Raw genomic sequence first — 23,014 nt, forward strand, 5'->3', positions numbered from 1 at the left:
GGATGACCGCGCCGTTCCTGTCCCTGGCACAGATCCGCAACCGGCTCATCCTCACCGCCCGCTGGGTCCTGCGCGAGCACCGACCCGCCCCCGACGGCCGCTGCCCGACCTGCCACACGGCGGACTGCCCGCCGGCCGCCGCCGCCCGCGACATTCTCCGCGCCGCCACGCAGGTGCACCTGTGGCACCCGACAGCCCAGCCCCCGGGACCCGACGGGGACGCCCCGCGCCGGGCCGACGGCGCTGGCTGACCGGCGATCTTGCAGTTGTGCCCTTTCAGGTCGAGTGGGGCCGGACGCTGAGGTGGCCGAGGGCGTCCTCGACGAGGCGCTGGACGAATGCGGCGTCGAGTGGTTCGCGGGAGAACCAGCGGCGGTAGAACAGCGGGCCGGCGACGGCGGCGGTGACGTCGGCCGGTTCCCTGTCTGCGGCGAGTTCGCCCCGGGCTCGCGCGCGTTCGGTCACCGCACCGAATGGAGCCATCAAGCGGGCGTGCAGATCCGCGTGGAGCCCGGCCAGCTCCGGCTCACGCTCGGCGGCATCTACGATGGAGGGCAGGACCGCCGCCCAGCGGGCGCTGCGTAGCTGCTCGGCCAGCTCCTCGGTCAGCGCGGCGAGATCGGCGCCGAAGCTGCCGGTGTCGGGAACCGGAGGCGCCGACCCGATGGTCGAGCATGCCTCGACCAGCAGCGCGGCCCGCGATGGCCAGTGGCGATAGATCGTGGTCTTGGCCACCCCCGAGCGGCGCGACACCTCGTCGATGCTGACACCGCCGATACCGCCGGACGTCAGCAACTCGTACGTCTTGGCCAGCACCGCCGCCTTGGACCGCTGGACTCGGACATCGACGGCGTCCCCGGATCGGTCCACGTGGTGATCTCCCTAATCTCTGCACCTGAGAAACGCTACGCTACCGTAGCGTAGTGTTTCTCGGGGCCGGATGGTCCGGCCCGCCGGAAGCAGCCAGGAGAACGCCATGAAGCTCGCCTCGGTCCGCCTCATCACCGACGACCTGCCCGCCCTGACCGCTTTCTACTCCGCACTCACCAACACCGCGCCGGTGACCCCCTTCGGACCCGACGACTACGCCGAACTGCACACCGACGGCAGCGTCATCGCGCTGGCCGCCAGCGCGGCGGTCAAACGTCACAACAACTTCGCGGCCGAAGCCGCCGCCAACCGATCCGCGATCCTGGAATTCGAGGTCGACGACGTGGACGCCGAACGCGTTCGCCTGAGCGAGCAGGTCACCGACTGGGTCCAGGAACCCACCACCCAACCGTGGGGCTACCGATCGATGCTGCTGCGCGACCCCGACGGCAACCTCATCAACCTCTACTCCACCGGACACTGAACGGCGCCGGGCGGAGGAGAATCAGCGGCACCACCACCATCTTCGTCGCCGGCGCCACCTCCGGCATCGGACTCGGCCTCGCCGTGCGGCTGCGGTAGCGGGGTGCCACCGGCATCATCGGCGGCCGCCGTGTCGACCGGCTCGCCGACATCCGCGCCGAGCGCCCGGACATCGACAGCGTGGTCACCGACACGACCAACCCGGCCTCCCCCGCCGCCGCGGCAGATGAGGTGTTCGACCGGCACCCCGACCTCAACGGACTCGTCGCCATGGCCGGCAGCATGCAACCCGAGAGCCCGCTCGACCCCGCATTCCTGGCTGCCCCGGAACCCGACCGCCCCGCCCCGCCCCGCCCCGACGACGCTGACTGACCGGCGATCTTGCAGTTGTGGCCCCGGCAAAAGGGGTGAAGCGGGTTTCTGGGGGGCCGAAAGTGCAAGATCGACGCGGCGAGGGGGTGGGCGGTGCGGGGGAGGGCGGGGAGGGGGGTGGTTAGAGGTGGTTTGTGGCGCGGGCCAACTGGGCGAAGGCCAGGTCCGTGTCGGTGGCCGCCTCCGGGTGTACGTCGCGTGCGGTGCGCCCGGCGGCGATCTTCTGCCAGTTGGCGCGGGCGAGCACGCGTTGCACGGCGATCACCTGGGCGGCCAGCAGTCGGCCCCGGACGCCGGGGTCGAGGGCGGCGGCCAGGGCGTCCTCGTCGTCGCGCAGGTATTGCAGGAGCCGCCCCGCGAGGCTCGGGGTGCCGAACACCAGCCGGTGGAACGCCACCACCTCGGGGTGGTCGTTGAGGCCGGTGACGGGATCGAAGCGGTCGAGGCCGGCGCGGAAGTGCTGGTGCAGGGCCGCGATCGGCGCGGTGCCGGGGCGGCGGGCGCGGACGACGCGCGCGGCCTCGCCGTTGTGGTCGGCGAAGCGGTGCAGGACGAGGTCTTCCTTGGTGGGGAAGTAGCGGAACAGGGTGGGTTTCGACACCTCGGCCGCCGCGGCGATGTCGGACACGGACACCTGGTCGAACCCGCGCGCCAGGAACAGCGAGATCGCCGCGTCGGCGATCGCGTCCCGGGTTCGTGCCTTCTTGCGGGCCCGCAGCCCGACCGGCTCGCTCACCGCGCCAGCGTAACCTTTGTTACCAGGTTGCTTTCGTAACCCGGTAACGATTGGATGGCGTCATGGGACAAGCTGACACCGTGACAACCGCAGGGCCGCCGGTGCTGGTCACCGGGGCGACCGGGCGCATCGGCCGCGCCGTGGTCGACCTGCTGACCGGGGCGGGCGTGCCGGTCCGCGCCCTCGTGCGGCGGGCGGACGCGGCGGCGACGCTGCCCGCCGGCGTCGAGGTCGTCACCGGCGACCTCACCGTGCCCGGGTCGCTCGACGCCGCGCTGCCCGGCGTCGGCGCGGTCTTCCTGGTCTGGACCGCCCCGCCGCAGACCGCACCGGCCGTCGTCGAACGGCTGGCCGCCCACGCGCCACGGGTCGTCTACCTGTCCGCGCCGCACCGGACCCCGCACCCGTTCTTCCAGCAGCCCAACCCGATGGCGGCGCTGCACGCCGGGAACGAGCAGCTCATCGCAGCCGCCGGGCTCGACGCGACGATCGTCCGGCCGGGCATGTTCGCGTCGAACGCCCTGTCGTGGTGGGCCGCCGCGATCCGGGGCGACGGCGTGGTCCGGTGGCCGTACGGCGCGGCCGAGACCGCCCCCGTCGACGACCGCGACGTGGCCGAGGTCGTCGCGCGGATCCTGCGCGACGACGGGCACGTCGGCGGCGACCACGTCCTGACCGGCCCCGAGTCGCTCACCCAGGCCGACCAGGTGCGCATCGTCGGCGAAGCGCTGGGCCGCCGGCTCACGTTCGAGGAGATGCCACCCGACGAGTTCCGGCGCGCCGCCCCGGAGGCCGCGCGCCCGGCCGTGGACATGCTCCTGGCCGCGTGGCGGGCCGCGACGGGACGCCCGGCGTACGTCACCTCCACCGTGGCCGACCTGCTCGGCAGGCCGGCGCGCGCCTTCCGCCAGTGGGCCACCGACCACGCCCCGGAGTTCACCGGCGGGTGACGCCGGTCGGCTCCCGGCCGCCGCACAGAGCCGTGCCGGCGCAGCTACGGCTGTCGGTCGCCGCGGAGATAGCGAGTGATCATGTCGACCAGCTCGGTTTCGAGCGTCTCGACCGGGGTGGCCCGGGGGCCGGCCATGAGCCGGTGGGTGTTGATCTCCACGGTGAAGGTGACCAGCTCGGCGGCGGTGTCGAGGTTCCGGACCGTGACGTCCGGGTGCCGGGCGAGGAGGTCGCGCACCTGGGCGACGCGGGTCCGTCCGTGCCGGTCGATCGCGTCGCGTAGCTCCTTCGACGCGGGCGCCTCTTCGATCATGATGCGGAGCAACTGGGGGTCGTCGTGGTGGTGGTCGATCGCGTCGCGGACCAGCGCCCGCACCAGCGCCTTCAGGCTCCCGGCGGACAGGTCGAGCTGGTCGGCCTGCGTCCAGACGCCGCGGTCGATGTGCTGCACCAGCAGCGCGGCGAGGATGGCGTCCTTGTTCGGGAAGTACTGGTAGAGCGAGCCGATGGAGACGCGGGCGTGCTCGGCGATGCGGTTGGTGGTGCCGGCGGCGTAGCCGTGCTCGGCGAAAATGTGAGCAGCGGCGGCGAGGATCCGCTTGCGGGTGAGCTCGGCGCGCACCTGCCGGGGCGTGCGACGTGGCTGAAGACGACGGTCGGCGGCGGCCATCCGCAGGCTCCTTCCGGGACGGAAAAGCGAGTAGCCAAGACCTGAGTTGTTGCTCACAATAGTGTCATGAGCTGCGAAAACGGCAGCCCTTGACCATGGCGGGTCGGCCGTTCGGAGACGAGCCTTGATCCGACGGCTGCCCCGGCATCCGGGCCACTCCACCCCCGCCCGAGAGGACCTTCCCATGCGAGGGACAGACGATGCTGTCACCCCCCACCGGCTGACGACGGCGGACGAGGTGGAGGCGGTCGTCGGCCGCCCGGCGGCGATGGTCATGCTCAAGCAGGTCGACGCCCTCGACGAGGGCTGCCGCGCCCTCCTCGCCAGGTGCCCGATCGCGGCCTTCGGCTACCGGGACGCCCACGGCGTCAGCCGGACGACCTTCGTCGGCGGCACGCCGGGGTTCGTCCGCGTCCACTCGCCCACGCGGGTCTCGTTCTTCCTGCCGGAGCCGGGCGAACCGCGCGGCCCCGTCTCGTTCTTCTTCCTGCTGCCGGGCGTCGGGGAGGTCCTGCGCGTCAACGGCGCGGTGGCTGCCCGCAGGAGCGCGGCGACGACCGTCGACGTCAAGGAGGTCTGGGTCCACTGCGCGCAGGCCATCCTCCGGTCCCGGCTGTGGCAGCCGCCCGGCCCGGCCGAGCCGCCTACCCCGGCCGAGTCGCCCGTCGTGGCAGAGCCGGCCGTCGTGGTCGCCGGGGACGGGCCCCTGTGCCAGCCCGGCGTCGCCGGGTTCCTGGCCGCCGCGCGGTTCCTCGCCCTGTCCACCTGGGACGCCCGGGGCGGGAGCGACACGAGCCCGCGGGGAGACCGGCAGGCGGTGGCGCGCATCCTGGACGGCCGCACGCTCGTCATCCCGGACCGCAGGGGCAACAGACGCGCCGACGCGCTCCACAACCTGCTGGAGGACGACCGGCTTTCGCTCGCCGCGCTCGTCCCCGGCCGCAACGGCGTGCTGCACGTGCGCGGCCGGGGCGCGATCACCGACGATCCGGCCCTGCTGGAGACGATGGCGCTGCGTGGGACGCCCCCACACGCGGCGTTGGTCGTCGACGTCGAGCACGCCGAGGTGACCGGCAGCGACCCGATCGCCCGCTCCCGGATGTGGGCCGGCGACACGCACGTCGCGCGTGGCACGGTGCCGGACCTGATGGCGCTGGCGGGCGGACACCTGACCGCCAACGCGGCCACCTCCCGGGGCGGCCCGCCCGCGTTCCTGTTGAAGGCGGTCGGGGCGATCCCGGGGGCGACGCGGCTGATGCGGCTGGCGCTGGATCGTGCCTACCGCTCGGGGTTGCGCAGGGAGGGCTACGACGACGTCCCGCCCGGCGACGACAGGCCTCGGTGAGGAGCGGCTCGCCCGCAGGCCAGGATGTGCGGGTCAGCTGGCGGGTGCCGGCTCGGTGCGTCGTGGGGTGAAGAAGCGGACGAGGTCGTCGGCCGCCGTGGGCGACAGCATCATCGCCTGGACCCGCGCGGACATCTCGGCGATCGGCCGGATCCTGGCGAACATCGCCTCCTCGTACGCCCGGATCGCCCGGTGGGGGTCGGCGGGGTCGGCGGCGAGCGCGGCGGCGAGTTCGGCCGCGTCCAGCATGGCCTGGTTGGCGCCCTCACCGACCGGTGGCATGAGGTGCGCGGCGTCGCCGACGAGGGTGACGCCCGGCCGGTGGGCCCAGCGGGCGTCGGCGGGCATCGTCTCGATGCGGCGCGGGAGCGGTGGGCCGTCGCTCGCCTCGATGAGCGCGGTGAGCCGGGGGTTCCAGCCGTCGAAGAGCTCCAGCAGCGTGCGCCTGCTGCGGTAGTGGGCCAGGGGGCGGTCGTCCGCGCGCAGGGAGACGCCGACCCGGATGCTGCCGTCCCCGAGGCGCTGTGCCGACAGGACCCGGTTCGCGCCGACGCACCAGAGGTTTCCCGGGCCGACCAGCTCGGCGATGCCGGGGTGGCGGCGCTCGGCGTCGCTGATGCCCAGCTCCACGACGGTGGCCACGTGGGACAGCCGCGCGTCGGTCAGCAGCGGCCGCACGACCGAGCGTGCGCCGTCCGCGCCGACGAGGACGTCGCAGTCGGCGCGGTGGCCGTCGGCGAAGGCCAGGTCGAACCCTCCGGCGGGTCGGGGCGTCGCCGCGACGAGTTGGCGTCGCCAGGCCACCGTGTCGCCGGGGAGCGAGTCGAGCAGCAGGTCACGCAGGACGCTGCGGTCGATCTCGGGGCGTCCGGAGAACGAGCCGGGCGACGGCCGGTGGTGGACGAGGGTGCGCCCGGCCGGGTCGAGGATGCGGTGTTCCTCGCCCTCCGGCCGCGCCACCGCCCGGAAGCCCCCGGCGAGACCCGCGTCGGCCAGCGCCCGTTGCCCGGACTCCGGATGCAGGTCGAGCGATCCGCCCTGGGCCCGCGCGGATCGGCCGGCGTCGCGTTCGTGGACCGTCGCGTCGATGCCGTGCCGGTGCAGGATCCGGGCCAACGTCAGGCCGCCCATGCCGCCACCGACTATCGCCACTCGCATCGCCAGCCCCATTACCGTACGCTGTATTGTATGGATACACCGTACGGTAGCGTGCCGTTGCCCGTTTGGGAACGGCCCGAGCCGCAGCCCCGGGCGGCCTCGGTGGCGCTGAGCCGGGCGAAGATCGCCGCTGCGGCGATCCGGATCGCCGACGCGGACGGCCTGGACGGGCTGTCGGTCCGCAAGATCGCCAAGGAGCTCGGCGTCGGCCCGATGCGCCTCTACGACTACGTGATCAACAGATCCGAGCTGCTCGACGTGATGGTCGACACCGTGTATGCCCGGATCGCCGAGGTCGGCCAGCACCCCGGGTGGCGCGACACGGTGCTGGCCGTCGCGCACCGGACCCGCGCCGCCGCCCTGGAGCACGAGTGGTTCGTCGACCTGCTCGGCGCGCGACCGCACCTGGGCCCGCACGCGCTCGCCGTGGGCGAGGCGAACGCGGCGGCGCTCAGCCGGGCCCCCGGCGTGCGCGGCGTCGACGACCTCCAACGGGCCCTGGGCGTCCTCAACGCGTTCCTCGTCGGGGCGCTCCGCCGGGAGATCACCGAGCGCCGCACCGCCCGCTCGACCGGCACCGACGTGTCCGCCTGGCAGGCGGCCCACGGGCCCTACCTGACCCGGATGCTGGCCACCGGCCGCTATCCCACCGTCGCCCGGCTCGTCGTCGACGGGGCGCACCTCGACGCCGAGGAGACCTTCCACCGCAACCTGGCCGCCATCCTGGACGGCATCACCGCCCCGGGTAGCTGACGCCGGTCAGCTCCTCGGCCGCCGCCCAGAGCCGTCTGCCGGCCGCCGGGTCGGCGGCCTCGGGGCTGAGCCGGGCCTCGGCGACCGGCCCCCATGTCTCCCGCAGCCGGGACGGCCCGAAGAACTGGCCGCCCCGCACGCCGGGCGCCGTCGCCGCGTGCAACTGCGGCAGCGCGCCCTGCTCCACCGACTGGGTCGTCAGCAGGCCGAGCCGCGCGATCACCCGCCCCGCCCGGCCCCGGTGCTCCCAGGCGCGCGGGGTCAGGTTGGTGCGGCTGAGCCCGGGGTGGGCCAGCGCGCTGACGACCGGCGACCCGGCGGCGCGCAGCCGCCGGTCCAGCTCGACGCCGAAGATCGTGGTGGCGAGCTTGGACCGGCCGTAGGCGGCGGAGCCCCGGTAGTCGTGCTCGTACATCAGGTCGGCGAAGTCGAGGCGCGCGGTGCGGTGGGTGAGCGAGCTGAGGCTCACCACCCGGGCCTGCCGCGCCGCCGCCAGGCTGTCCAGCAGCAGCCCGGTCAGCGCGAAGTGGCCCAGCAGGTTGGTGGCCAGGTGCAGCTCGAAGCCGTCGGCGGAGGTGCGGCGGGGGCCGAGCAGCACCGCTCCGGCGTTGTTGACCAGCAGGTCGAGGCGCGGGTGGTCGGCGACCAGCTTCGCCGCGAAGGCGCGTACGGAGGCGAGGGAGGCCAGGTCCAGCTCGCGTACCTCGGTCTCGCCGCCGATGCGGCGGGCTGCCTCCCGGCCGGCGGCGGTGTCGCGGACGGCGAGCACGACGCGCGCGCCGTGGCGGGCCAGCTCGGTGGCGGTGACCAGGCCGAGGCCCGAGTTCGCGCCGGTCACGACGGCGACCCGGCCGTGCTGGTCGGGGATGTGGTCGGCGGTCCATGCGGTCATCTGCGGCTCCTCGAAGCGTCGGTGCGGCAGACGCTAGGCGCGGCGCGGGCCGGCTCCGGCGTTCCCGGTTGCCTAGGTTCGCCGGACCTACCCTCGGCGGTCCGGGCCGCGCCACACTGGCAGCATGAGCCATCCGTACGCCCGGGAGCTGGGCGACTTCCTGCGCGCCCGGCGCGGCCGGCTGCGCCCGCGCGACGTCGGCCTGGAGCCGGGCGGCCGGCGCAAGGTGGCCGGGCTGCGCCGCGAGGAGGTGGCCCTGCTGGCGGGGCTGAGCACCGACTACTACCAGCGGATGGAGCAGGGCCGCGAGGTGCGCCCGTCCGACGACGTGCTGGCCGCGATCGCCGGCGCGCTCGGCCTCGACGAGAAGGAACGCCGGCACCTGTTCACCCTGGCCCGCGCCGCCCGCCGGCCGGTGCCCGCCCGCGGCGACCACGGCCCGGAGCGGGTGCCGGAGGGCACCCGGCGGCTGCTGCGGGTGCTGGACACCCCGGCGGTCGTGCTGGGCCGGCACCTCGACCTGCTCGCCTGGAACCCGATGGCCCGCGCGCTGCTCGGCGACCCGGACGGCTACCCGCCCGAGCGGCTCAACATGCTGCTGCTGATGTTCGACGACGCGCTGACCGGGCAACGGAGCTGCCCCGACTGGGAGCGCCAGGCCCTCGACTACATCGGCATGATGCGGGTCGCCGTCGCCGCCGACCCGACCCATCCGCGCGCCACCGCCGTCGTCGGCGAGCTGAGCATCCGCAGCGCCGAGTTCCGCCGGCTGTGGGCCCGGCACGACGTGCGCGAATCGGTCAGCGGCAGCAAGACCTTCCGCGTGCCGGAGGTCGGCGACATCGTGCTGGACTGGGACACGTACCCGCTGCCGGGCCACCCCGGCCCGGTCATGCTGGTCTTCACCGCCGAGCCGGGCAGCGCCGACGCGGACCGGCTGCGGCTGCTGGCGTCGCTGCGCGCGACCCACCCGGAGCCGTCGCCGCGTTGACGGCAGGGGCCCGAGCGGCCGAAACCGTGCGGATTAATTGACCGACATGAATCACGGACGTAATGTGAGCGATAACATCGCGAGCTCGCCCGACACGTCGGACGGGGCTGCGGTCCATGCCCGTACCCGGAGATCGTCCCAGGGGCGGCCTGGACGGGCACGCCCTCCACCTGGTCCGGGCCTTGCCTGATCGAAGGAGGAACCAGTGGAGCTGCCAGCAGACGCGCCCTCGCTGCCGGAAGTCAGGGGACGCGCGCCATCCGCGCCCCGGCTGCGCATCGTCCCGTGGCTGACGGCCGCGCTCGCGCTGGTCCTCGGCCTGACGATGGCGATGACCGCGCCGCGCGCGGCGTCGGCCGCCGACAACCCGTACCAGCGGGGGCCGGACCCGACCCTGGCCAGCGTGGCCGCCAGCCGGGGCCCGTTCGCCACGACGCAGGCGACCGTCCCGCCGGGCAACGGCTTCAACGGCGGGTACGTCTACTACCCGACCGACACCAGCCTCGGCACCTGGGGCGCGGTGGCGATCGTCCCCGGCTATTCCGCGCTGTTCGCCAACGAGGAAGCCTGGATGGGGCCCTGGCTGGCGTCCTTCGGGTTCGTGGTGCTCGGCATCGAGACCAACAGCCGCAACGACGGGGCCGACGCCCGCGCCACCCAGCTGCTCGCGGCGCTGGACTACCTCACCCAGTCCAGCCCCGTGCGCAACCGGGTCGACCCCAACCGGCTGAGCGTCATGGGCCACTCCGCGGGCGGGGCCGGGACGCTCATGGCGGCGCTGCGCCGGCCCTCGCTGAAGACCGCCGTCGGCCTCGCGCCCGGCGCGCCCGGCAACAGCCTGAACATGTCCACCACCAAGGTGCCCACGATGCTCATCTCCGGGCAGAACGACGGCACGGTCACGCCGTCGTACGTGCAGGGCATCTACAACACGCTGCCCGCCTCCGTGGAGCACGCCTGGGCGGAGCTGGCCGGCAACGACCACCTCTCGTTCACCCGGCCGAACCCCACCGAGATGCGGATCCTGATCCCCTGGCTCAAGATCTTCCTGGACAACGACACGCGGTACACGCAGTTCCTCTGCCCGCTGGCCGACAGCACCGGCGTCTCGCGCTACAACTCCACCTGCCCGCTGGTGCCGCCGGGCCTGCCGACGTCGCCGCCCACCACCCCGCCCACCACCACGCCGCCGCCCACGGGCCCGCCGACGAGCCCGCCGCCGACGACCACCCCGCCGCCCGCGGGCGGCGCCTGCACGGCGACCTACCGCACCGTCGGCTCGTGGTCCGGCGGCTTCCAGGGCGAGGTCACCGTGACCGCCGGCAGCGCCGCCATCAACGGGTGGACCGTCCGCCTGGACCTCAGCGGCGGGCAGAGCATCAGCCAGGTCTGGAACGGCACCCTGAGCACCAGCGGTTCGACCGCGACCGTCCGCAACGTCTCCTACAACGGGTCGCTCGCCGCCGCCGGCTCGACGACCTTCGGCTTCCTCGGCTCCGGCGCACCACCCGCGCCGACGCCGACCTGCACCAGCCCGTGACGGCGGCGAGCTTGCACCAGCCCGTGACCAGCGACAAGTCTTGATCAGGGAGAAACACATGCGAACGAGGGCAAGGTGGCTCGCGGCGCTCGCCGCGTTCGGGGTGGCGGTCGCCGGGGTGCTGGCCGCCCCGGCTGGCCCGGCCAGCGCGGAGTCCAACGGCGGGGTGCGGGTGATGCCGCTGGGCGACTCGATCACCGAGGGCACCCAGGTGCCGGGCGGCTACCGCATCGGCCTCTGGCAGCGCCTCGCCGCAGGCCGCTACACGGTCGACTTCGTCGGCTCGCAGTTCAACGGGCCGGCGAGCCTGGGCGACCACGACCACCAGGGGCATCCCGGCTGGCGCATCGACCAGATCGACGCGAACGTCGTCGGCTGGCTGAACACCCAGCGGCCGAAGAGCGTCCTGCTGCACATCGGCACCAACGACATCCTCCAGAACTACAACGTGAGCACCGCGCCGAACCGGCTCTCCAGCCTGATCGACAAGATCACCAACACGGTGCCCACCGCCGAGGTGTTCGTCGCGCAGATCATCACGCTGTCCAACAGCAACCAGGCGGCGGCCGCGCGCACCTTCAACGCGGCGATCCCCGGCATCGTGCAGAGCAAGGTGAATGCCGGCAAGCGGGTGCGCCTGGTCGACATGCAGAGCGCCCTCACCACCGCCGACCTGATCGACGGCGTCCACCCCACCGCCGGCGGCTACGACAAGATGGCCGCCCGTTGGTACGCCGCCTTGCAGTCGGTGCCCGGCAGCATCGGCGACCCGGGCACCGGCAGCGGCCAGGGCACCGCGCTCGTGGGCACCCTGTCCGGGCGGTGCGTCGACGTCCCCGGCTCCACCACCACCAACGGCACTCAGGTGCAGCTGTGGGACTGCCACGGCGGCGCCAACCAGCAGTGGACGTACACGTCCGGCAAGGCGCTGACCGTCTACGGCAACAAGTGCCTCGACGCGGCCGGCTACGGCACCTCGCCGGGCACCCTGGTCACGATCTACGACTGCCACGGCGGGGCGAACCAGCAGTGGAACGTCAACTCCAACGGCACCATCACCGGCGTGCAGTCCGGCCTCTGCCTGGACCCGTACAACCTGGGCACCGCCAACGGCACGAAGCTCGTGCTGTGGACGTGCACCGGCCAGACCAACCAGCAGTGGAGCCGCCGATAGCGTGACGGCCGGGCGGCCTTCGGGGGAGGGCCGCCCGCCCGGCGGGCCGGACGACGTCGGTCGTCCGGTCGCTCGCCCGGTGAGTCCGTCGAGGCGTCGGTCCAACGGCAATTCCTCCGGGCCGATCGATTCGATTTCCCGATCCGCACTGCCCTTCTTGGACACTGCGGAGCGGAACTAGGATCAGGCTGTGATGGATCGCCCAGAGCGGGAGGCGTCCGCCGCGCGCCTCGACCCACGAACGATCAGAGATCTGGTCTCGATTCTGCGGGAAGCGCAGGGTTGGCGGCTCACCGACGGGAAATGGCAGGAAGTGGGCCGCCTGGTCGACGACGCGGAGAAGGCCCTCGCCGGCGGGGACGCCGCCGCTCTGCGTCGGTCGATCGACACCCTGGAAGTGGCCGGGGAAGTGCGCATCACGCGGATAGGCGCGGCGTCGACGCCGCAACCCGTCCCGCCGCCGATTCGTGATCGACTCAATCGCCTCGTGCACCAGCTGTCGCCGCCGTCCGGCGGCCACGCCGGAGGGGCCGCCGGTGACCGACCATCCCGTCGTTGAGCAACAGCTCGTCGTGCACCGCTTCCTCCCGGTCGACGGCCCACTGGCCGAGGCCGCCGGCGAGGAGTTGCGCGAGCTGTGGGCCGCCTGCCGACGCTCCTTCGGGATGACCGCCCCGATCCCCGGCACCCACCTGCCGGCCCACCTGCTGGCGGTGCTGGCCGCGGGGCGGGGCGGGCCCGAGGAGGCCGCCCTCGCCGCGCAGGAACTGCCCGACAGCGGATACCAGGCGATCCTGCGGCGCTGCCACGACGTGCTCGGCCTGTCGGTGGCGCTGGCCCCGCGGGTGGTCGACGCCGATGGCCGGGCCGTCGTCGATCCGGCGGCGGGTGAGCCGGCGCTCTGGTGGGCCGACCTGGACCGGCGCTGGCAACTGGCCACCGCGGGCCGGTCCGGGGCGGCCCTGGGTGAGGCGGTGCTCTGCGTGGCGGTCGTCGCGGGCGTCGTCCCGGTGGACGGGGTCGGCATCGAGCGGCTCGGCCGCCAGTTGGCGCGGTTCCTGCCCCCCGAGCAGGAGGACGACGGATGGCCGTCGCGCGGCGTCCCGGTCGGCGACGGGCTGGTGGTCTGGGAGACGACACCGAGGCAGGACGGGCGCGTCCGGCGGCGCTTCCTGGTCGTCGGCGGAGAGCGGGACCAGGGTCCGCTCAGCGCCTGGCTCTGGTCGGACGGCGGGGTGCGGCTCCCGCCGCTGGCCCGCTACCTGCTGCACGCATCCAAGATCCACTATCAGCTCCGGGTGTGGCGGCGGGACCGTGACCCGCAGGGCCGGGCGGGCGGGGCGGCTGCGGCCGGCGAGCTGCGGCGGATGCTGGGTGCCGCGGAGACGACGGTCGGCGCGGCACCGATCGGCCCGCCGGCCCGCGCCGACCTGGCGGCGGTCCGGTCCGAGGAGCTGGCGGCGGTGTCGACCAGCACCGCGCTGCGGCAGATGCGCCGGACGGTGGAGGTGGCGACGGCGAACATGACCAGGGTGCCGGGGCTCGGCGCAGGACGCGCCGACGGGCCCGGTCCGTTCGCCGACGATCTCGCGCTGGCGGAGTGGTTCGTGGAGCAACTCGCCGACGACGACGCCTACCTGACCGTGGACGCCGAGCGGGCGCGTCGGGTCGGCGAGATCGGCCTCGCGTTGCAGGCCGCAGCCGGGCCGCCGACGCCACCGGCCGTCGTGGCCCCCGTCTCTCCGGCCGTGGCAACCGAGGAGGCGGGCAGTGGCGCGCACGGTCGGCACGCCGACGCCGGCCGGGAGGCCGCCCCCGCGACGAGGGGCGGCCCGGCCATCCGCCCCGAGGTGGCCCGCCGCGTCTTCGTCGTGCACGGCCGCGACAACCAGGTCCGCGACCGGATGTTCGACTTTCTCCGCGCGCTGGACCTGCGTCCGATGGAGTGGGAGCCGCTGGTCACCGCGACCGGAAGCACCGCACCCTACCTGCGGGACGTGGTGGGCTGGGGGGTCACCCACGCGCAGGCGGCGGTCGTGTTGCTGACCCCCGAGGACCAGGTGAGCCTCCATCCGGATCTGAGGCTGCCCGCCGACACCAGCGCCGAGGCCCAGCCCGGCCTGCAGGCCCGTCCCAACGTGTTGCTGGAACTGGGCATGGCGTTGGCGACCTATCCGGATCGGACCCTGGTGATCCAGGTGGGGGAGACCCGGCCGGTGGCCGATCTCGGGGGGCTCAACTTCATTCGGCTCACCGACAGCCCCGACTGCCAGCGCAAGATCGCCTCCAGGCTGCGGCAGGCGGGCTGCGCGGTGGACGACACGGGATCGGACTGGCTGGCCCCTGGGCGCTTCGCCGGGCTGGAGGCGTACCACCGGCACGCCCGGTCGTGACCCGGGCCGGCCGGCACAGGCCCGCCCGGCCCGTGCCGGGCAGGCGCGCGACGGTGCCCGGCCGGCGTTCCGGCCCGGCACGGGCTCACAGTTGGCGGAGGAAGGCCGCCACGTCCAGGATGTCGACCTGGCTGACGTCGGCCGGCCGGAGCACGATCCGCAACTCCGGGCAGAACGACCGCTGCCGGGACCGGTCGAGGTAGGACCGGATGATGATCTTGATTAGCTCCTCCCGGCCGACCGGTGGGAGCCGGGCCAGACCCGAGCCGATCAGCGGCATGGCGAGGACGCCGAGCTGCCCGTGCCGCTCGGCGGCGTCCCACACCCGGTCCAGGCTGACCCGCAGCTCCGCGAGGCTGGACTCGGCGACGAGGTCGTTGCCCATCCGGCTGTACGCGACGCCGAAGATCCGTCGGCGGGGCTGGCGGAGCACGGCCACCGTCCCGACGGGATAGCGGATCAGCTTGCCCCGGCGTTTGGCCGCCCGGGACTCCGTGGCCACCTTCGGCGCGTCGGCGAGCGCCCGCCGAAGCTCCCGATCCAGCCAAGCGCGGTCGCCACCGTATTCGCGTCGCAGCAACTGCCCCTGCACGCTGTCGCTGTTGATCACGATGTCGCCCGTGGTCGAGGTGTCGAAGGTGTCGCTGAAACCGACCACGAGATGCGCGTCCTCCTGACCGAACAGGTCGCCGGTCAGGATCCGCACGGTGGTGCGCGGCGAGGTGAAGACGCGCTGGACGACGTTGCGGGGCAGCGCCTGGGCCTCGCGCCGGATGCGGTCCATCAGCTCGGCGAGGGCGGCGTCGTCGGGCCGCTCGGCCAGCAGGCCCTGCCCGAACTCGAACGCCCGGTCCCACATCCCGACGTCGCGGTAGGCGCGCAGCAGGGCGCGTTCGGCGGCCTCCCTGGCCTCCCTGAGCTGCTCGATGGTCCGTCGCGCGAAGGGGAAGCTCTCCGCGTCGAAGAGCGGGCGTCCGGACCAGAGCCCGAGCGCGTCGCTGAGGGTGTCGATCGCGGTCGCCGGGTCGGCGTGGTGCGAGCCGTGGACGAGCCGGCGGAACCGGAAGACGTCGACCTGGTCCGGGTCGAGGACCAGGCGGTAGGCGGACGTCCGGCCACGCTCCGTGCGCAGGATCTCGGACCGCTCGCCGGGGCGGAGCGGGTCGAGGAGCTTCCGTAGTTCGAGGATCCGTTTCTGGACGAATATCTTTCCCGGCCTCTCGACCGGCCCGCTCGGGGGCGCCCAGACATCGCGAAACAACTCGTCGACCGTCAACGGCTCGCCGGCCGCCAGCAACAGCCGGATCAATACGGTCGCGGTGGTGGGTGGAAGCGGCGTGATGACGCCGTCGAGTTCGATGGTCGTGCGCCCGAATAGTCGCACCCAAACTGCCATCCGCGCCCTCCCCGGCCATTTTCGACAGGCCACCACGGTAGAGAAGGCGTTCACCGGAAGCAAACCGGAAGCGGTCGGTAAGCCGACTTTCAGCAGTACGGGACTTGTTGCGGAAGCGATGCCGCTGATCAGCTGAGGTGGCTGAAGAAAGGCTGTTCTGGCAGGTCGGAAAGGTGTGTGGTGGTGGCGGGTCGAGAGGTCGACGAGGAGCACATTCTATGCGAACTCCAGGGGGTTCTGACCGATCTGCTGGAGCAATTCCTGCCAATGGCCGGTTGGCAGCGGATCGAGTTGCTGGTAATCGCTGCCGATCGGGCGTTGTCCCGCGGTGATCTGGTCGAACTCGCTCGGCAGTCCGCCCTCATCGAGGCGTCATTCGCCGTGCGGGCCACCCCGTTGGGCACCCAGCCGAGCCAGCCCGCACCGTACCAGCTGCGCGAACGGGTGGCCATCCTCATCCACCGGGCGGACCAGTGGCGCGGCCGGGGCAAGGACGACGGGGGGCGGGTCGATGAGCGCCGCACCGCTGACTGACCGCGAACTGGTGGCGCACGTCTTCGTTCCGCTCACCGGACCGCACCACCCGCACGGTCACGCCCATCTCGCCCAGGTGTGGCGGCGCTGCCAGGAACTGCTGGCCATCGTGGAGCCCACCCCGCTCGACCTGCCGACCGACCTGCCGGGCGACGTCGACGACCTGCCTCCCCGTGACGGCCCGGTCGCGGCGGCCCGGCGCAGCGGCGGCGGCGTCCACGAGATGTTCGCCTACCGCCGGCACGACATGCTCTGCCTGTCGGTCGTGCTGGCCCCCGGGCAGACGACGAGCTGGCCGGCGCTGGAGGCCGACTGGGCGCGCGCCCGGGGCGGCGAGCACCCGGCGGTGCTGGGCGAGGTGCGGCTCCGGCTGGCCCTGCACCGGCGTTCCCGGTGGGGCTCCGCGAGCGCGACCGCCCAGGCGTACGCGGCGCTGCGCGCCGAACTGGACGGACCCGACCGGCCGTCCGGGCCGGCGCAGGGCGCGTCGGGCCGGCGGCTGCCGCCCGGAGCCGACCGGCCGTCGCCGGGGGTGGCCGTGACACCCGGCGGGTTCGTGGTCTGGGAGGCGTCGGGGCTGCCGGACGACCGCCGGCTGCGTCGGCTCGTGGTCGTCGCGCCGAAAGGCGCCGGGGAGCAGCTCAGCGAATGGGCCTGGAGCAGCGGCCGGGCCGAACCGGCGACGCTGACCCGGTACCTGCTGTACGCGGCGATGGCCCGCTACGAGCTGCGGGTCTGGGCCGCCGGGCAGGCCCGGTCGCTGCCCCACGAGGTCGACGCCCGGCTGGCCCGGCTGCTGCCGCTGCTGGACGAGGCCGCCGAGGATGACCAGCCCGACCCGGCGCAGTGGGACCGGTACGCCCGTGGCCTCGGCCGGCTGGTCGCGGACGAGGCCGGACTGCTGGACGCGGTCGCCGAGCTGAGCGGCCTGCGTCGCACGGTGCAGATCGCCGCCACCAACATGGCCACTCTCGTGCCGTCACCGACCGGTGCGCACCGGGACGGCCCGTTCGCCGACGACCACGCGCTGACCACCTGGTTCGACCGGCAGCTCGACGACGACCTCACCTACCTGCGGGCGACGCTGGCGCGCACCACCAGCGTCGGCGTGCTGCTCGACCGTTCGGTGCGGCGTTGGGAGGCCGCCCGGCGGGAGCGCTACACCCTGGCGCAGACCGCACTCGTCGGCGCGGTCCTGATGGTGCTGACCGCGATCCAGGCCCTGCGCTACCAGGTGCCGCTGCCGCTGCGGGTCCAGCCGGCGGTGGTCGTCGGCCTCGGCGCGGTCGCCTTCTACCTGCCCCTGGCCGTCATCCGGCTGGCCTCGGCGCGCCGGGGCGGCACCTCCCCCGTCGAGCACCTGGCCCTGGCCGCGCTGGTCGCCACCGTCCTGTGGGCGGGGCTGGCCTGGCTCGCCGACCTCGTTCCGACGGGCTGGGCTTGGGCCGCCGTGCTGGTGCCCGGCGCGTTCCTGACGACCTGGCTCGCCCTGACGACCCGCCGCGCCCACCGACGCCGACGGGCCGAAACCGGCCGTCGGTCCGCGACGGCGTGACCGACGACCCGCCGCCCGCCCAGCCCGGCCACCTCGAGACCTCCGAGACGGATGTGGAGACCATGACGCGAGCCCCCTACGACAGCAACGACCCGGCGGACGGACCGGCCGACGGCGGGCCGGACGCCCGGCTGACCGCCGACGAGCAGACCTGGCCGGTGCACGAGGAGACCTGGTCGGTGCAGGAGGAACTGCCCGACGGGGAACCGGGCGAGTCCGCCGCCGACCGGTTGTGGGAGATCGGCGCGGCGCTCGCCGCGATCCAGCACGAGCTCGCCCGGCAGAACGAACGGGCGGCGGCCCGGGAACGGGTCATCGACCGGCTGCACGAGGAGAACCTGCGGCTCCGCTCCGGCGAGTACCGGTCGGTGACCCGGCCGCTCGTCACCGACCTGCAGAGCCTCCGCAACGACCTGCTGCGGCAGGCGGCGACCCTGCGCGACCCCGTGACGGTGCCGACCGTGGCGGAGCTGCTCGGCAGCTTCGCCTACAGCATCGAGCTGACCCTGGAACGCGCCGGCGTCCAGGTGCTGCGCGCGACGGCCGGGACCCCCTTCGAACCGGGATCCCACCGGGTGGCCCGGGTGGTCTGCACGGACGACCCGGCACGGGACGGCACGGTGGCCGAGCCGCTCGCCGACGGCTACCGGGACGTCGTCTCCGACCGCGTGCTCCTGCCCGCCTCGGTCGTCGTGTGCCGCCGGTCCGCCACCCCGACGCCGGTGCGCACCCCGCCGCCGGCCCCGGGTGGCCCGGCCGCCCCGGCGCACTGACGTCGACCAGCGAATCACCCACACGACGGCTTCGAGGACAAAGAGGACAGAGATGACTGAGCAGCTCACCTACTTCGGCATCGACCTGGGCACCACCTACTCGGCGATCTCCTACATCGACGAGACGGGCCGCCCGACCGTGATCCGGGACCTCATCAGCGAGAGCGACACCATGCCCTCGGTGGTCTACTTCGAGAGCGCCGACAACGTGATGGTCGGGGCGAACGCGCGCAACATGGCCCGGGTCGACCCCGCGCACGTCGTCGAACGGGTCAAGCGTCAGATGGGCCGGGAACGGCAGTGGGAGTTCTTCGGCGAGACGCACACCCCCGAGTCGATCTCCGCGTTGATCCTGCGCCGGCTCGTCGAGTACGCCCAGGAGTACACCCAGGGCGAGGTGCGGCAGGTGGTGATCACCGTGCCGGCGTACTTCGGGATGCTGGAACGCGACGCCACCCGCAACGCCGGGATCCTGGCCGGGCTGGACGTCCTCGGCATCGTGCCGGAACCGGTGGCCGCCGCGTTGCAGTACGACCTGATGGACGGGGCCGCCGAGCGGACCGTGCTCGTCTACGACCTGGGCGGCGGCACCTTCGACACCACCGTGATCCGGGTCGGCCCGGACGCCGTGGAGGTGATCTGCACCGACGGCGACCAGGAGCTCGGCGGCGCCGACTGGGACGACCGGCTGGCCCAGCACCTGCTCCAGGAGTTCGTCGCCGCGGCCGCGCCGGCCGAGGAACCGGCCGAGGACGCCCAGTTCATGCAGGACCTCTATCTCACCGCCGAGCAGGTCAAGCGGCAGCTCTCCCAGGCCACCTCGCGCACCGTCCCGCTGCGCTTCGCCGGCGCCTCGGCGATGATCACCATCACCCGGGAGACCTTCGAGGAGATCACCCGGGACCTGCTGGACAACACCATCGCCATCACCGACCGCACGCTGGACAAGCTCCGCGACAAGCTCGGCGGCGATCCGCGACAGCTCGTCGACGAGGTGCTGCTGGTCGGCGGCTCGACCAAGATGCCCGCCGTGACGGCCCGGCTCGCCGAGGCGTACGGCTGGCGTCCGCAACTGCACGACCCGGACCTGGCGGTGGCCAAGGGCGCGGCCCGCTACGCGCTCAGCCGGGCGGTCTGGCAGGCGGCCGACCCGACGGCCGAGTCCGCCCCGACCGCCGAGGAGCGGGCCGAGCGGGTCAACGAACTGGCCAACCTGACCGGGCTCAGCGCCGAGTCCATCGCGGCGGTCTCCCACAAGCGGATCACCACCGTGCTGCCCAAGGCGTTCGGGGTGAAGCTGGTCGACACCGACAAGCCCGGCTGGGCGGAGGACACCGAAGCCGCCTCCTACGTCGCGCACCTGGTGCACGCCGACGACCCGCTGCCCTCCGGGCCGCACCCCCTGGTGGGCGGCACCGTGGTGGACAACCAGCAGGAACTGAGGATCGAGGTCTACGAACAGGCCGGCACGGTGGAGAGCGCCGAGCTGTTCGCCAACAAGGCGGTCGACCGTGGCGCGGGCACCATCACCGGGTTGCCGCCGTTGCCGCAGGGCTCCCCGATCAACATCAGCATGACCGTGGACGACAACGGCCTGCTCACCGTGCACGCCGTCGAACCCACCTCCGGCAAGGACCTGACCATCGCCGTCCGGGTCAGCGTCCTGTCCGAGGAGGAGATCCCCCAACTGCGGGCGAAGGTGTCGGCGATCTCGGTGAGGTCCTGAGCCGATGAAATTCGACCCGGCCCGGTACGACCGGGAGGTGATCGGCCCGTTGCGCGGGCGGCGGGGCCGGCTGCCCGACGGTGACCTCCGGGTGCGCTACGCCGTCGAGCCCGGGATGGACCGGGCGGCCCTCGAACAGCGGCTGCGGAAGGTGCGTACCTACTGGAACCAGAAGGCCAGCGGGCCGGCCGCGCAGGCGGCGACCGGGGTGTGCAAGCGGCTGCTCGCCGCCGACGAGGAGCTCAAGCGCACCGCCGGCAGCGCCATGCTCGACCCGGCCTGGTGGGAACAGCAGGCGACGGCGTACCGCCAGCGTGCCCGGGGCGCCCTCGACGGGCTGGTCCGTGACCTGCGCGACTCCTACGGCGGCTCGGGCCGGGTCACCCCGGGGCAGCTCGCCGCCATCGTCGCCCACCATCAGGCCACCTTCGACCACGACCAGCTCGACCAGGCGGTCCGCCAGGCCAAGCTGGTCGTGGTCGAGCCGGTGGAGCTGCCCGCCGACAGCGGGATGGAGCGGACCGCGTACCGCACCCTCACCGAGAACCTGGGCATCGCCGGGGCGTCGACCATCGTGCACCTGCTCCATCCCGACCTGCGGGAACCGTTCCGGCTCTGCGCCGGCTTCGCCGTGCCCGGCCGACCCGAACTGACGCTGACCGCCGAGGTGGTGCGGGCGCGCAGCGCCGCCGAGAACGCCGCCGCCGACTCGCCCGCGGTGCGGGCCCGCAAGGCGGCGCTGGTCGCGCTGCGTACCGCCGCCGACCGTGGCGTCGCGCTGGCCGGCATCGCGCTGTTCCAGGTGGCCGAGCAGGTGCGGCAGGGCCGGGCCGCCGGGCTGGCGGACCGGCTGCTGGTCCGCACCGCCGTCGATCTCGGCCTGACCCCGGAGGACGCCGAGCTGCTGGTGCTCAGCATGCCGGTCACCGTATCCGCCACGGTCAGCCCGGCCGACCAGGTACGGGAGCTGCTCGGCCAGGGCGAGCTGCGCACCGCCGCGCAGCGGCTGGCCGCCGTGCCGGCCGAGCACGCCGACCGGGAGACGCTGCGGCGGGAGATCGCCGCCGCCGAGCAGCGGGTCGTCGCACTGCTGGACCAGGTCGACCAGGCGCTGGCCGCCGACCGGGAGGAGGCGGCGGAGCAGCTCCTGCGGCAGGCGCTGGCCGTCGCCGCCGACGACGACGCCCTCGCCGCCCGGCTGCGCCGGCTGCGCCCCCCGCCGCCGCAGGACCTGCGGGTGCATCCCGGCGCGCCGACGGTGCTGAGCTGGGCGCGGCCGGCCACCGAACGCACCGACCTGCGCTACCGGGTGGTCCGCGGCGACGGGGACCCGCCCGCCACCCCGCAGGCGGGGACGCTGGTCGCCGAGACCACCGAGCCGACGGCGGCGGACCCGGAGCCGCCGGTCGGCGCCCGCTGCGGCTACGCGGTCTTCGCCGCGGGCGAGTCGGGTGCCTGGTCCCGGGCGGCGACCGCGACCGCCCTGCTCACCCCGCCGGTGGGTGAGGTGACGGTGCTGGCGACCCCGCACGAGGTCACCCTCGCCTGGCGTCCCCACCCGGCGACGGTCGCGGTGCGGGTGCGCCGGACCGAGTCCCGACGGCCCGGCTCCCCCGACGACGGCGTGCCGCTGCGCGCCGAGCCGACCGGGCTGACCGACACCACGGTCCAGCAGGGACGCGACTACCACTACAGCCTGGTCGCGGTCTACCGGGACCCGGCCGGCCGGGAGGTCACCTCGGCGATGGTGGTGGTCACCGCCGCGCCCCGGCCCCCGGCCCGCCCGGTGGAGTCGCTCACCGTCGAACCGGTCCGGGCGGTGGGGAACCAGGTCCGGGTCCGGCTCTCCTGGCTGCCCCAGCCCGGCGTCCGGGTCCGCATCCGCCGGGCCGACGCCCCACCGCCGTGGCCGGTCGGTGCCACGATCCACGAGCCGGCGCTCGACGGATACGGCGTCGAGGTCACCGGGGCTCCCGCCGACGCCGACGGCCGGCGCGTGCTCGAAGCCGACGTGCCCCAGGGCTTCCACGTCTACCTGCCGCTTGCCGTCGGCGGCGAGGGGACGATCGTCGGGCGGCCGGTCACCCAGGGCACGGCCGCGCCGGTGGAGCGGCTGCGCGCGCGGCGCGCCGGCGACCAGGTGGACATCTCCTGGGTGTGGCCGGACACGGTGAGCCTCGCCGAGGTGACCCACGCCCGCGACGGCTGCCCGGACGAGGTCTTCCAGGTCAGCAGGAGCCGCTACCTGCACGAGAAGGGTTGCCGGCTGACCGCCGACGACCGGCCCGCGCGGGTCAGCGTGGTCGGCATCGCGATCGGACCGGCGGGCCGGGCCCGGTCCCCGGCGGTCTGCTGCGACGTGCCGGGCCGCCCCGGCCGCCTCGCGTACACCGTCGAGCGGCTCGCGGGGCTGCGCAACCGGTTCTCCCCGCGCCGGGCGCTCGCGGTCACCGCCGAGCGGGACTGCGCCGTCGCGCACCTGGTCGTGGTGGCGCGGGCCGGGCCGGTGCTGCCGGTGCGGCCCGACCAGGGCCGCGAGCTGCTGCGCGTCTCCGACGTGGAGTTCGGGGCCGGGCAGACCCGGCGGTTCGAGTTCGACCTGCCCGGGGAGCTGCCCCGGCCGTACTGGATCAGGTGTTTCGTCGATCCCCCCTCCGGCGCGGTCCTGCGGGATCCGCCGGTCGACCAGTTGAAGGTGTGAC

The 23,014-nt window shown here is 74.0% G+C and carries 22 protein-coding genes; 16 read left to right on the plus strand and 6 right to left on the minus strand.

What is annotated here, in order from left to right; translation table 11 throughout:
• The first annotated feature begins 2 nt into the window (after window positions 1–2).
• A complete protein-coding gene (locus O7628_RS22665) occupies window positions 3–251 on the plus strand; it encodes a hypothetical protein (protein WP_278133446.1) in 249 nt (82 codons plus the stop codon).
• A 25-nt stretch (window positions 252–276) separates the two neighbouring features.
• Here the strand turns inward: O7628_RS22665 and O7628_RS22670 are convergent, their stop codons facing one another.
• On the minus strand, window positions 277–870 hold the full coding sequence (locus tag O7628_RS22670; protein WP_278133448.1) for a TetR/AcrR family transcriptional regulator: 594 nt from the start codon (window positions 868–870) through the stop codon (window positions 277–279).
• Between the two features lie 106 nt (window positions 871–976).
• On the opposite strand from O7628_RS22670, the gene O7628_RS22675 reads away from it, so the two are divergent.
• Together O7628_RS22675 and O7628_RS22680 are read left to right on the plus strand one after the other, a co-directional pair.
• The gene (locus O7628_RS22675) at window positions 977–1,354 is read left to right on the plus strand and encodes a VOC family protein (protein ID WP_278133451.1); all 378 of its coding nucleotides are present in this window, start codon (window positions 977–979) and stop codon (window positions 1,352–1,354) included.
• 179 nt (window positions 1,355–1,533) lie between these two features.
• The gene (locus O7628_RS22680) at window positions 1,534–1,725 is read left to right on the plus strand and encodes a hypothetical protein (protein WP_278133452.1); all 192 of its coding nucleotides are present in this window, start codon (window positions 1,534–1,536) and stop codon (window positions 1,723–1,725) included.
• Between the two features lie 121 nt (window positions 1,726–1,846).
• On the opposite strand, the gene O7628_RS22685 is transcribed toward O7628_RS22680, so the two are convergent.
• Window positions 1,847–2,461: a TetR family transcriptional regulator gene (locus O7628_RS22685; RefSeq protein ID WP_278133455.1), complete on the minus strand. Its 615-nt coding sequence runs from the start codon at window positions 2,459–2,461 to the stop codon at window positions 1,847–1,849.
• An 80-nt stretch (window positions 2,462–2,541) separates the two neighbouring features.
• Here O7628_RS22685 and O7628_RS22690 point away from each other — a divergent pair, with 80 nt between their 5' ends.
• Complete coding sequence (locus O7628_RS22690) at window positions 2,542–3,411, plus strand: NAD(P)H-binding protein (RefSeq protein WP_278133457.1); 870 nt, start codon at window positions 2,542–2,544, stop codon at window positions 3,409–3,411.
• A gap of 44 nt (window positions 3,412–3,455) precedes the next feature.
• Here O7628_RS22690 and O7628_RS22695 read toward each other — a convergent pair whose 3' ends face one another.
• Complete coding sequence (locus tag O7628_RS22695; protein WP_278133458.1) at window positions 3,456–4,082, minus strand: TetR/AcrR family transcriptional regulator; 627 nt, start codon at window positions 4,080–4,082, stop codon at window positions 3,456–3,458.
• Between the two features lie 184 nt (window positions 4,083–4,266).
• On the opposite strand from O7628_RS22695, the gene O7628_RS22700 reads away from it, so the two are divergent.
• On the plus strand, window positions 4,267–5,427 hold the full coding sequence (locus tag O7628_RS22700) for a pyridoxamine 5'-phosphate oxidase family protein (protein WP_278133460.1): 1,161 nt from the start codon (window positions 4,267–4,269) through the stop codon (window positions 5,425–5,427).
• 33 nt (window positions 5,428–5,460) lie between these two features.
• On the opposite strand, the gene O7628_RS22705 is transcribed toward O7628_RS22700, so the two are convergent.
• A complete protein-coding gene (locus O7628_RS22705) occupies window positions 5,461–6,585 on the minus strand; it encodes an NAD(P)/FAD-dependent oxidoreductase (protein ID WP_278133462.1) in 1,125 nt (374 codons plus the stop codon).
• Between the two features lie 51 nt (window positions 6,586–6,636).
• Between O7628_RS22705 and O7628_RS22710 the strand changes: the two genes are divergently transcribed.
• Window positions 6,637–7,338: a TetR/AcrR family transcriptional regulator C-terminal domain-containing protein gene (locus O7628_RS22710; protein ID WP_278133464.1), complete on the plus strand. Its 702-nt coding sequence runs from the start codon at window positions 6,637–6,639 to the stop codon at window positions 7,336–7,338.
• On the opposite strand, the gene O7628_RS22715 is transcribed toward O7628_RS22710, so the two are convergent.
• On the minus strand, window positions 7,319–8,230 hold the full coding sequence (locus O7628_RS22715) for an oxidoreductase (RefSeq protein WP_278133466.1): 912 nt from the start codon (window positions 8,228–8,230) through the stop codon (window positions 7,319–7,321). The two genes, O7628_RS22710 and O7628_RS22715, sit on opposite strands and share 20 nt — an antisense overlap.
• A gap of 124 nt (window positions 8,231–8,354) precedes the next feature.
• Between O7628_RS22715 and O7628_RS22720 the strand changes: the two genes are divergently transcribed.
• From O7628_RS22720 to O7628_RS22740, 5 genes are all read left to right on the plus strand, one after another.
• Entirely contained in the window at window positions 8,355–9,221 is an 867-nt protein-coding gene (locus O7628_RS22720; RefSeq protein WP_278133468.1) for a helix-turn-helix transcriptional regulator, read from the plus strand.
• A gap of 325 nt (window positions 9,222–9,546) precedes the next feature.
• Complete coding sequence (locus O7628_RS22725) at window positions 9,547–10,761, plus strand: cellulose binding domain-containing protein (protein WP_278136387.1); 1,215 nt, start codon at window positions 9,547–9,549, stop codon at window positions 10,759–10,761.
• Window positions 10,762–10,819: 58 nt separating this feature from the next.
• The gene (locus O7628_RS22730; protein ID WP_178064037.1) at window positions 10,820–11,935 is read left to right on the plus strand and encodes a ricin-type beta-trefoil lectin domain protein; all 1,116 of its coding nucleotides are present in this window, start codon (window positions 10,820–10,822) and stop codon (window positions 11,933–11,935) included.
• Between the two features lie 193 nt (window positions 11,936–12,128).
• On the plus strand, window positions 12,129–12,494 hold the full coding sequence (locus O7628_RS22735) for a CATRA system-associated protein (RefSeq protein WP_278133470.1): 366 nt from the start codon (window positions 12,129–12,131) through the stop codon (window positions 12,492–12,494).
• On the plus strand, window positions 12,472–14,328 hold the full coding sequence (locus O7628_RS22740; protein ID WP_278133472.1) for a CATRA conflict system CASPASE/TPR repeat-associated protein: 1,857 nt from the start codon (window positions 12,472–12,474) through the stop codon (window positions 14,326–14,328). The genes O7628_RS22735 and O7628_RS22740 overlap by 23 nt, the downstream gene beginning before the upstream one ends.
• An 85-nt stretch (window positions 14,329–14,413) precedes the next feature.
• Here the strand turns inward: O7628_RS22740 and O7628_RS22745 are convergent, their stop codons facing one another.
• Window positions 14,414–15,724, minus strand: a complete 1,311-nt coding sequence (locus tag O7628_RS22745) for a macro domain-containing protein (RefSeq protein WP_278133473.1) — start codon at window positions 15,722–15,724, stop codon at window positions 14,414–14,416.
• A gap of 183 nt (window positions 15,725–15,907) precedes the next feature.
• Here O7628_RS22745 and O7628_RS22750 point away from each other — a divergent pair, with 183 nt between their 5' ends.
• From O7628_RS22750 to O7628_RS22770, 5 genes are all read left to right on the plus strand, one after another.
• Window positions 15,908–16,258, plus strand: coding sequence for a CATRA system-associated protein (locus tag O7628_RS22750; RefSeq protein ID WP_278133475.1), 351 nt, complete (start codon window positions 15,908–15,910; stop codon window positions 16,256–16,258).
• Window positions 16,236–17,813 carry a CATRA conflict system CASPASE/TPR repeat-associated protein gene (locus tag O7628_RS22755; RefSeq protein ID WP_278133476.1) on the plus strand — a complete coding sequence of 526 codons (1,578 nt, stop codon included), beginning with the start codon at window positions 16,236–16,238 and terminating at the stop codon, window positions 17,811–17,813. Before O7628_RS22750 ends, O7628_RS22755 begins: the two co-directional genes overlap by 23 nt.
• A 62-nt stretch (window positions 17,814–17,875) precedes the next feature.
• Window positions 17,876–18,586 (plus strand): nucleotide exchange factor GrpE, encoded by a 711-nt coding sequence (grpE, locus tag O7628_RS22760; protein WP_278133478.1) that lies wholly within the window; start codon window positions 17,876–17,878, stop codon window positions 18,584–18,586.
• Between the two features lie 52 nt (window positions 18,587–18,638).
• Window positions 18,639–20,312 carry an Hsp70 family protein gene (locus tag O7628_RS22765; RefSeq protein ID WP_278133480.1) on the plus strand — a complete coding sequence of 558 codons (1,674 nt, stop codon included), beginning with the start codon at window positions 18,639–18,641 and terminating at the stop codon, window positions 20,310–20,312.
• 4 nt (window positions 20,313–20,316) lie between these two features.
• Window positions 20,317–23,013 carry a hypothetical protein gene (locus tag O7628_RS22770; protein WP_278133483.1) on the plus strand — a complete coding sequence of 899 codons (2,697 nt, stop codon included), beginning with the start codon at window positions 20,317–20,319 and terminating at the stop codon, window positions 23,011–23,013.
• The last annotated feature ends 1 nt before the right edge of the window (window position 23,014 follow it).

This window comes from Micromonospora sp. WMMD956, from assembly GCF_029626125.1.
Lineage (GTDB): Bacteria > Actinomycetota > Actinomycetes > Mycobacteriales > Micromonosporaceae > Micromonospora > Micromonospora carbonacea.

Bases quoted from the DNA above. Each gene is read 5' to 3' on its own strand.
- O7628_RS22665 (WP_278133446.1), top strand. From the start codon at position 3: ATGACCGCGCCGTTCCTGTCCCTGGCACAGATCCGCAACCGGCTCATC.
- O7628_RS22675 (WP_278133451.1), top strand. From the start codon at position 977: ATGAAGCTCGCCTCGGTCCGCCTCATCACCGACGACCTGCCCGCCCTG.
- O7628_RS22695 (WP_278133458.1), bottom strand. From the start codon at position 4,082: ATGGCCGCCGCCGACCGTCGTCTTCAGCCACGTCGCACGCCCCGGCAG.
- O7628_RS22700 (WP_278133460.1), top strand. From the start codon at position 4,267: ATGCGAGGGACAGACGATGCTGTCACCCCCCACCGGCTGACGACGGCG.
- O7628_RS22705 (WP_278133462.1), bottom strand. From the start codon at position 6,585: ATGCGAGTGGCGATAGTCGGTGGCGGCATGGGCGGCCTGACGTTGGCC.
- O7628_RS22715 (WP_278133466.1), bottom strand. From the start codon at position 8,230: ATGACCGCATGGACCGCCGACCACATCCCCGACCAGCACGGCCGGGTC.
- O7628_RS22720 (WP_278133468.1), top strand. From the start codon at position 8,355: ATGAGCCATCCGTACGCCCGGGAGCTGGGCGACTTCCTGCGCGCCCGG.
- O7628_RS22725 (WP_278136387.1), top strand. From the start codon at position 9,547: ATGGCGATGACCGCGCCGCGCGCGGCGTCGGCCGCCGACAACCCGTAC.
- O7628_RS22730 (WP_178064037.1), top strand. From the start codon at position 10,820: ATGCGAACGAGGGCAAGGTGGCTCGCGGCGCTCGCCGCGTTCGGGGTG.
- O7628_RS22735 (WP_278133470.1), top strand. From the start codon at position 12,129: ATGGATCGCCCAGAGCGGGAGGCGTCCGCCGCGCGCCTCGACCCACGA.
- O7628_RS22745 (WP_278133473.1), bottom strand. From the start codon at position 15,724: ATGGCAGTTTGGGTGCGACTATTCGGGCGCACGACCATCGAACTCGAC.
- O7628_RS22755 (WP_278133476.1), top strand. From the start codon at position 16,236: ATGAGCGCCGCACCGCTGACTGACCGCGAACTGGTGGCGCACGTCTTC.
- grpE (WP_278133478.1), top strand. From the start codon at position 17,876: ATGACGCGAGCCCCCTACGACAGCAACGACCCGGCGGACGGACCGGCC.
- O7628_RS22765 (WP_278133480.1), top strand. From the start codon at position 18,639: ATGACTGAGCAGCTCACCTACTTCGGCATCGACCTGGGCACCACCTAC.
- O7628_RS22770 (WP_278133483.1), top strand. From the start codon at position 20,317: ATGAAATTCGACCCGGCCCGGTACGACCGGGAGGTGATCGGCCCGTTG.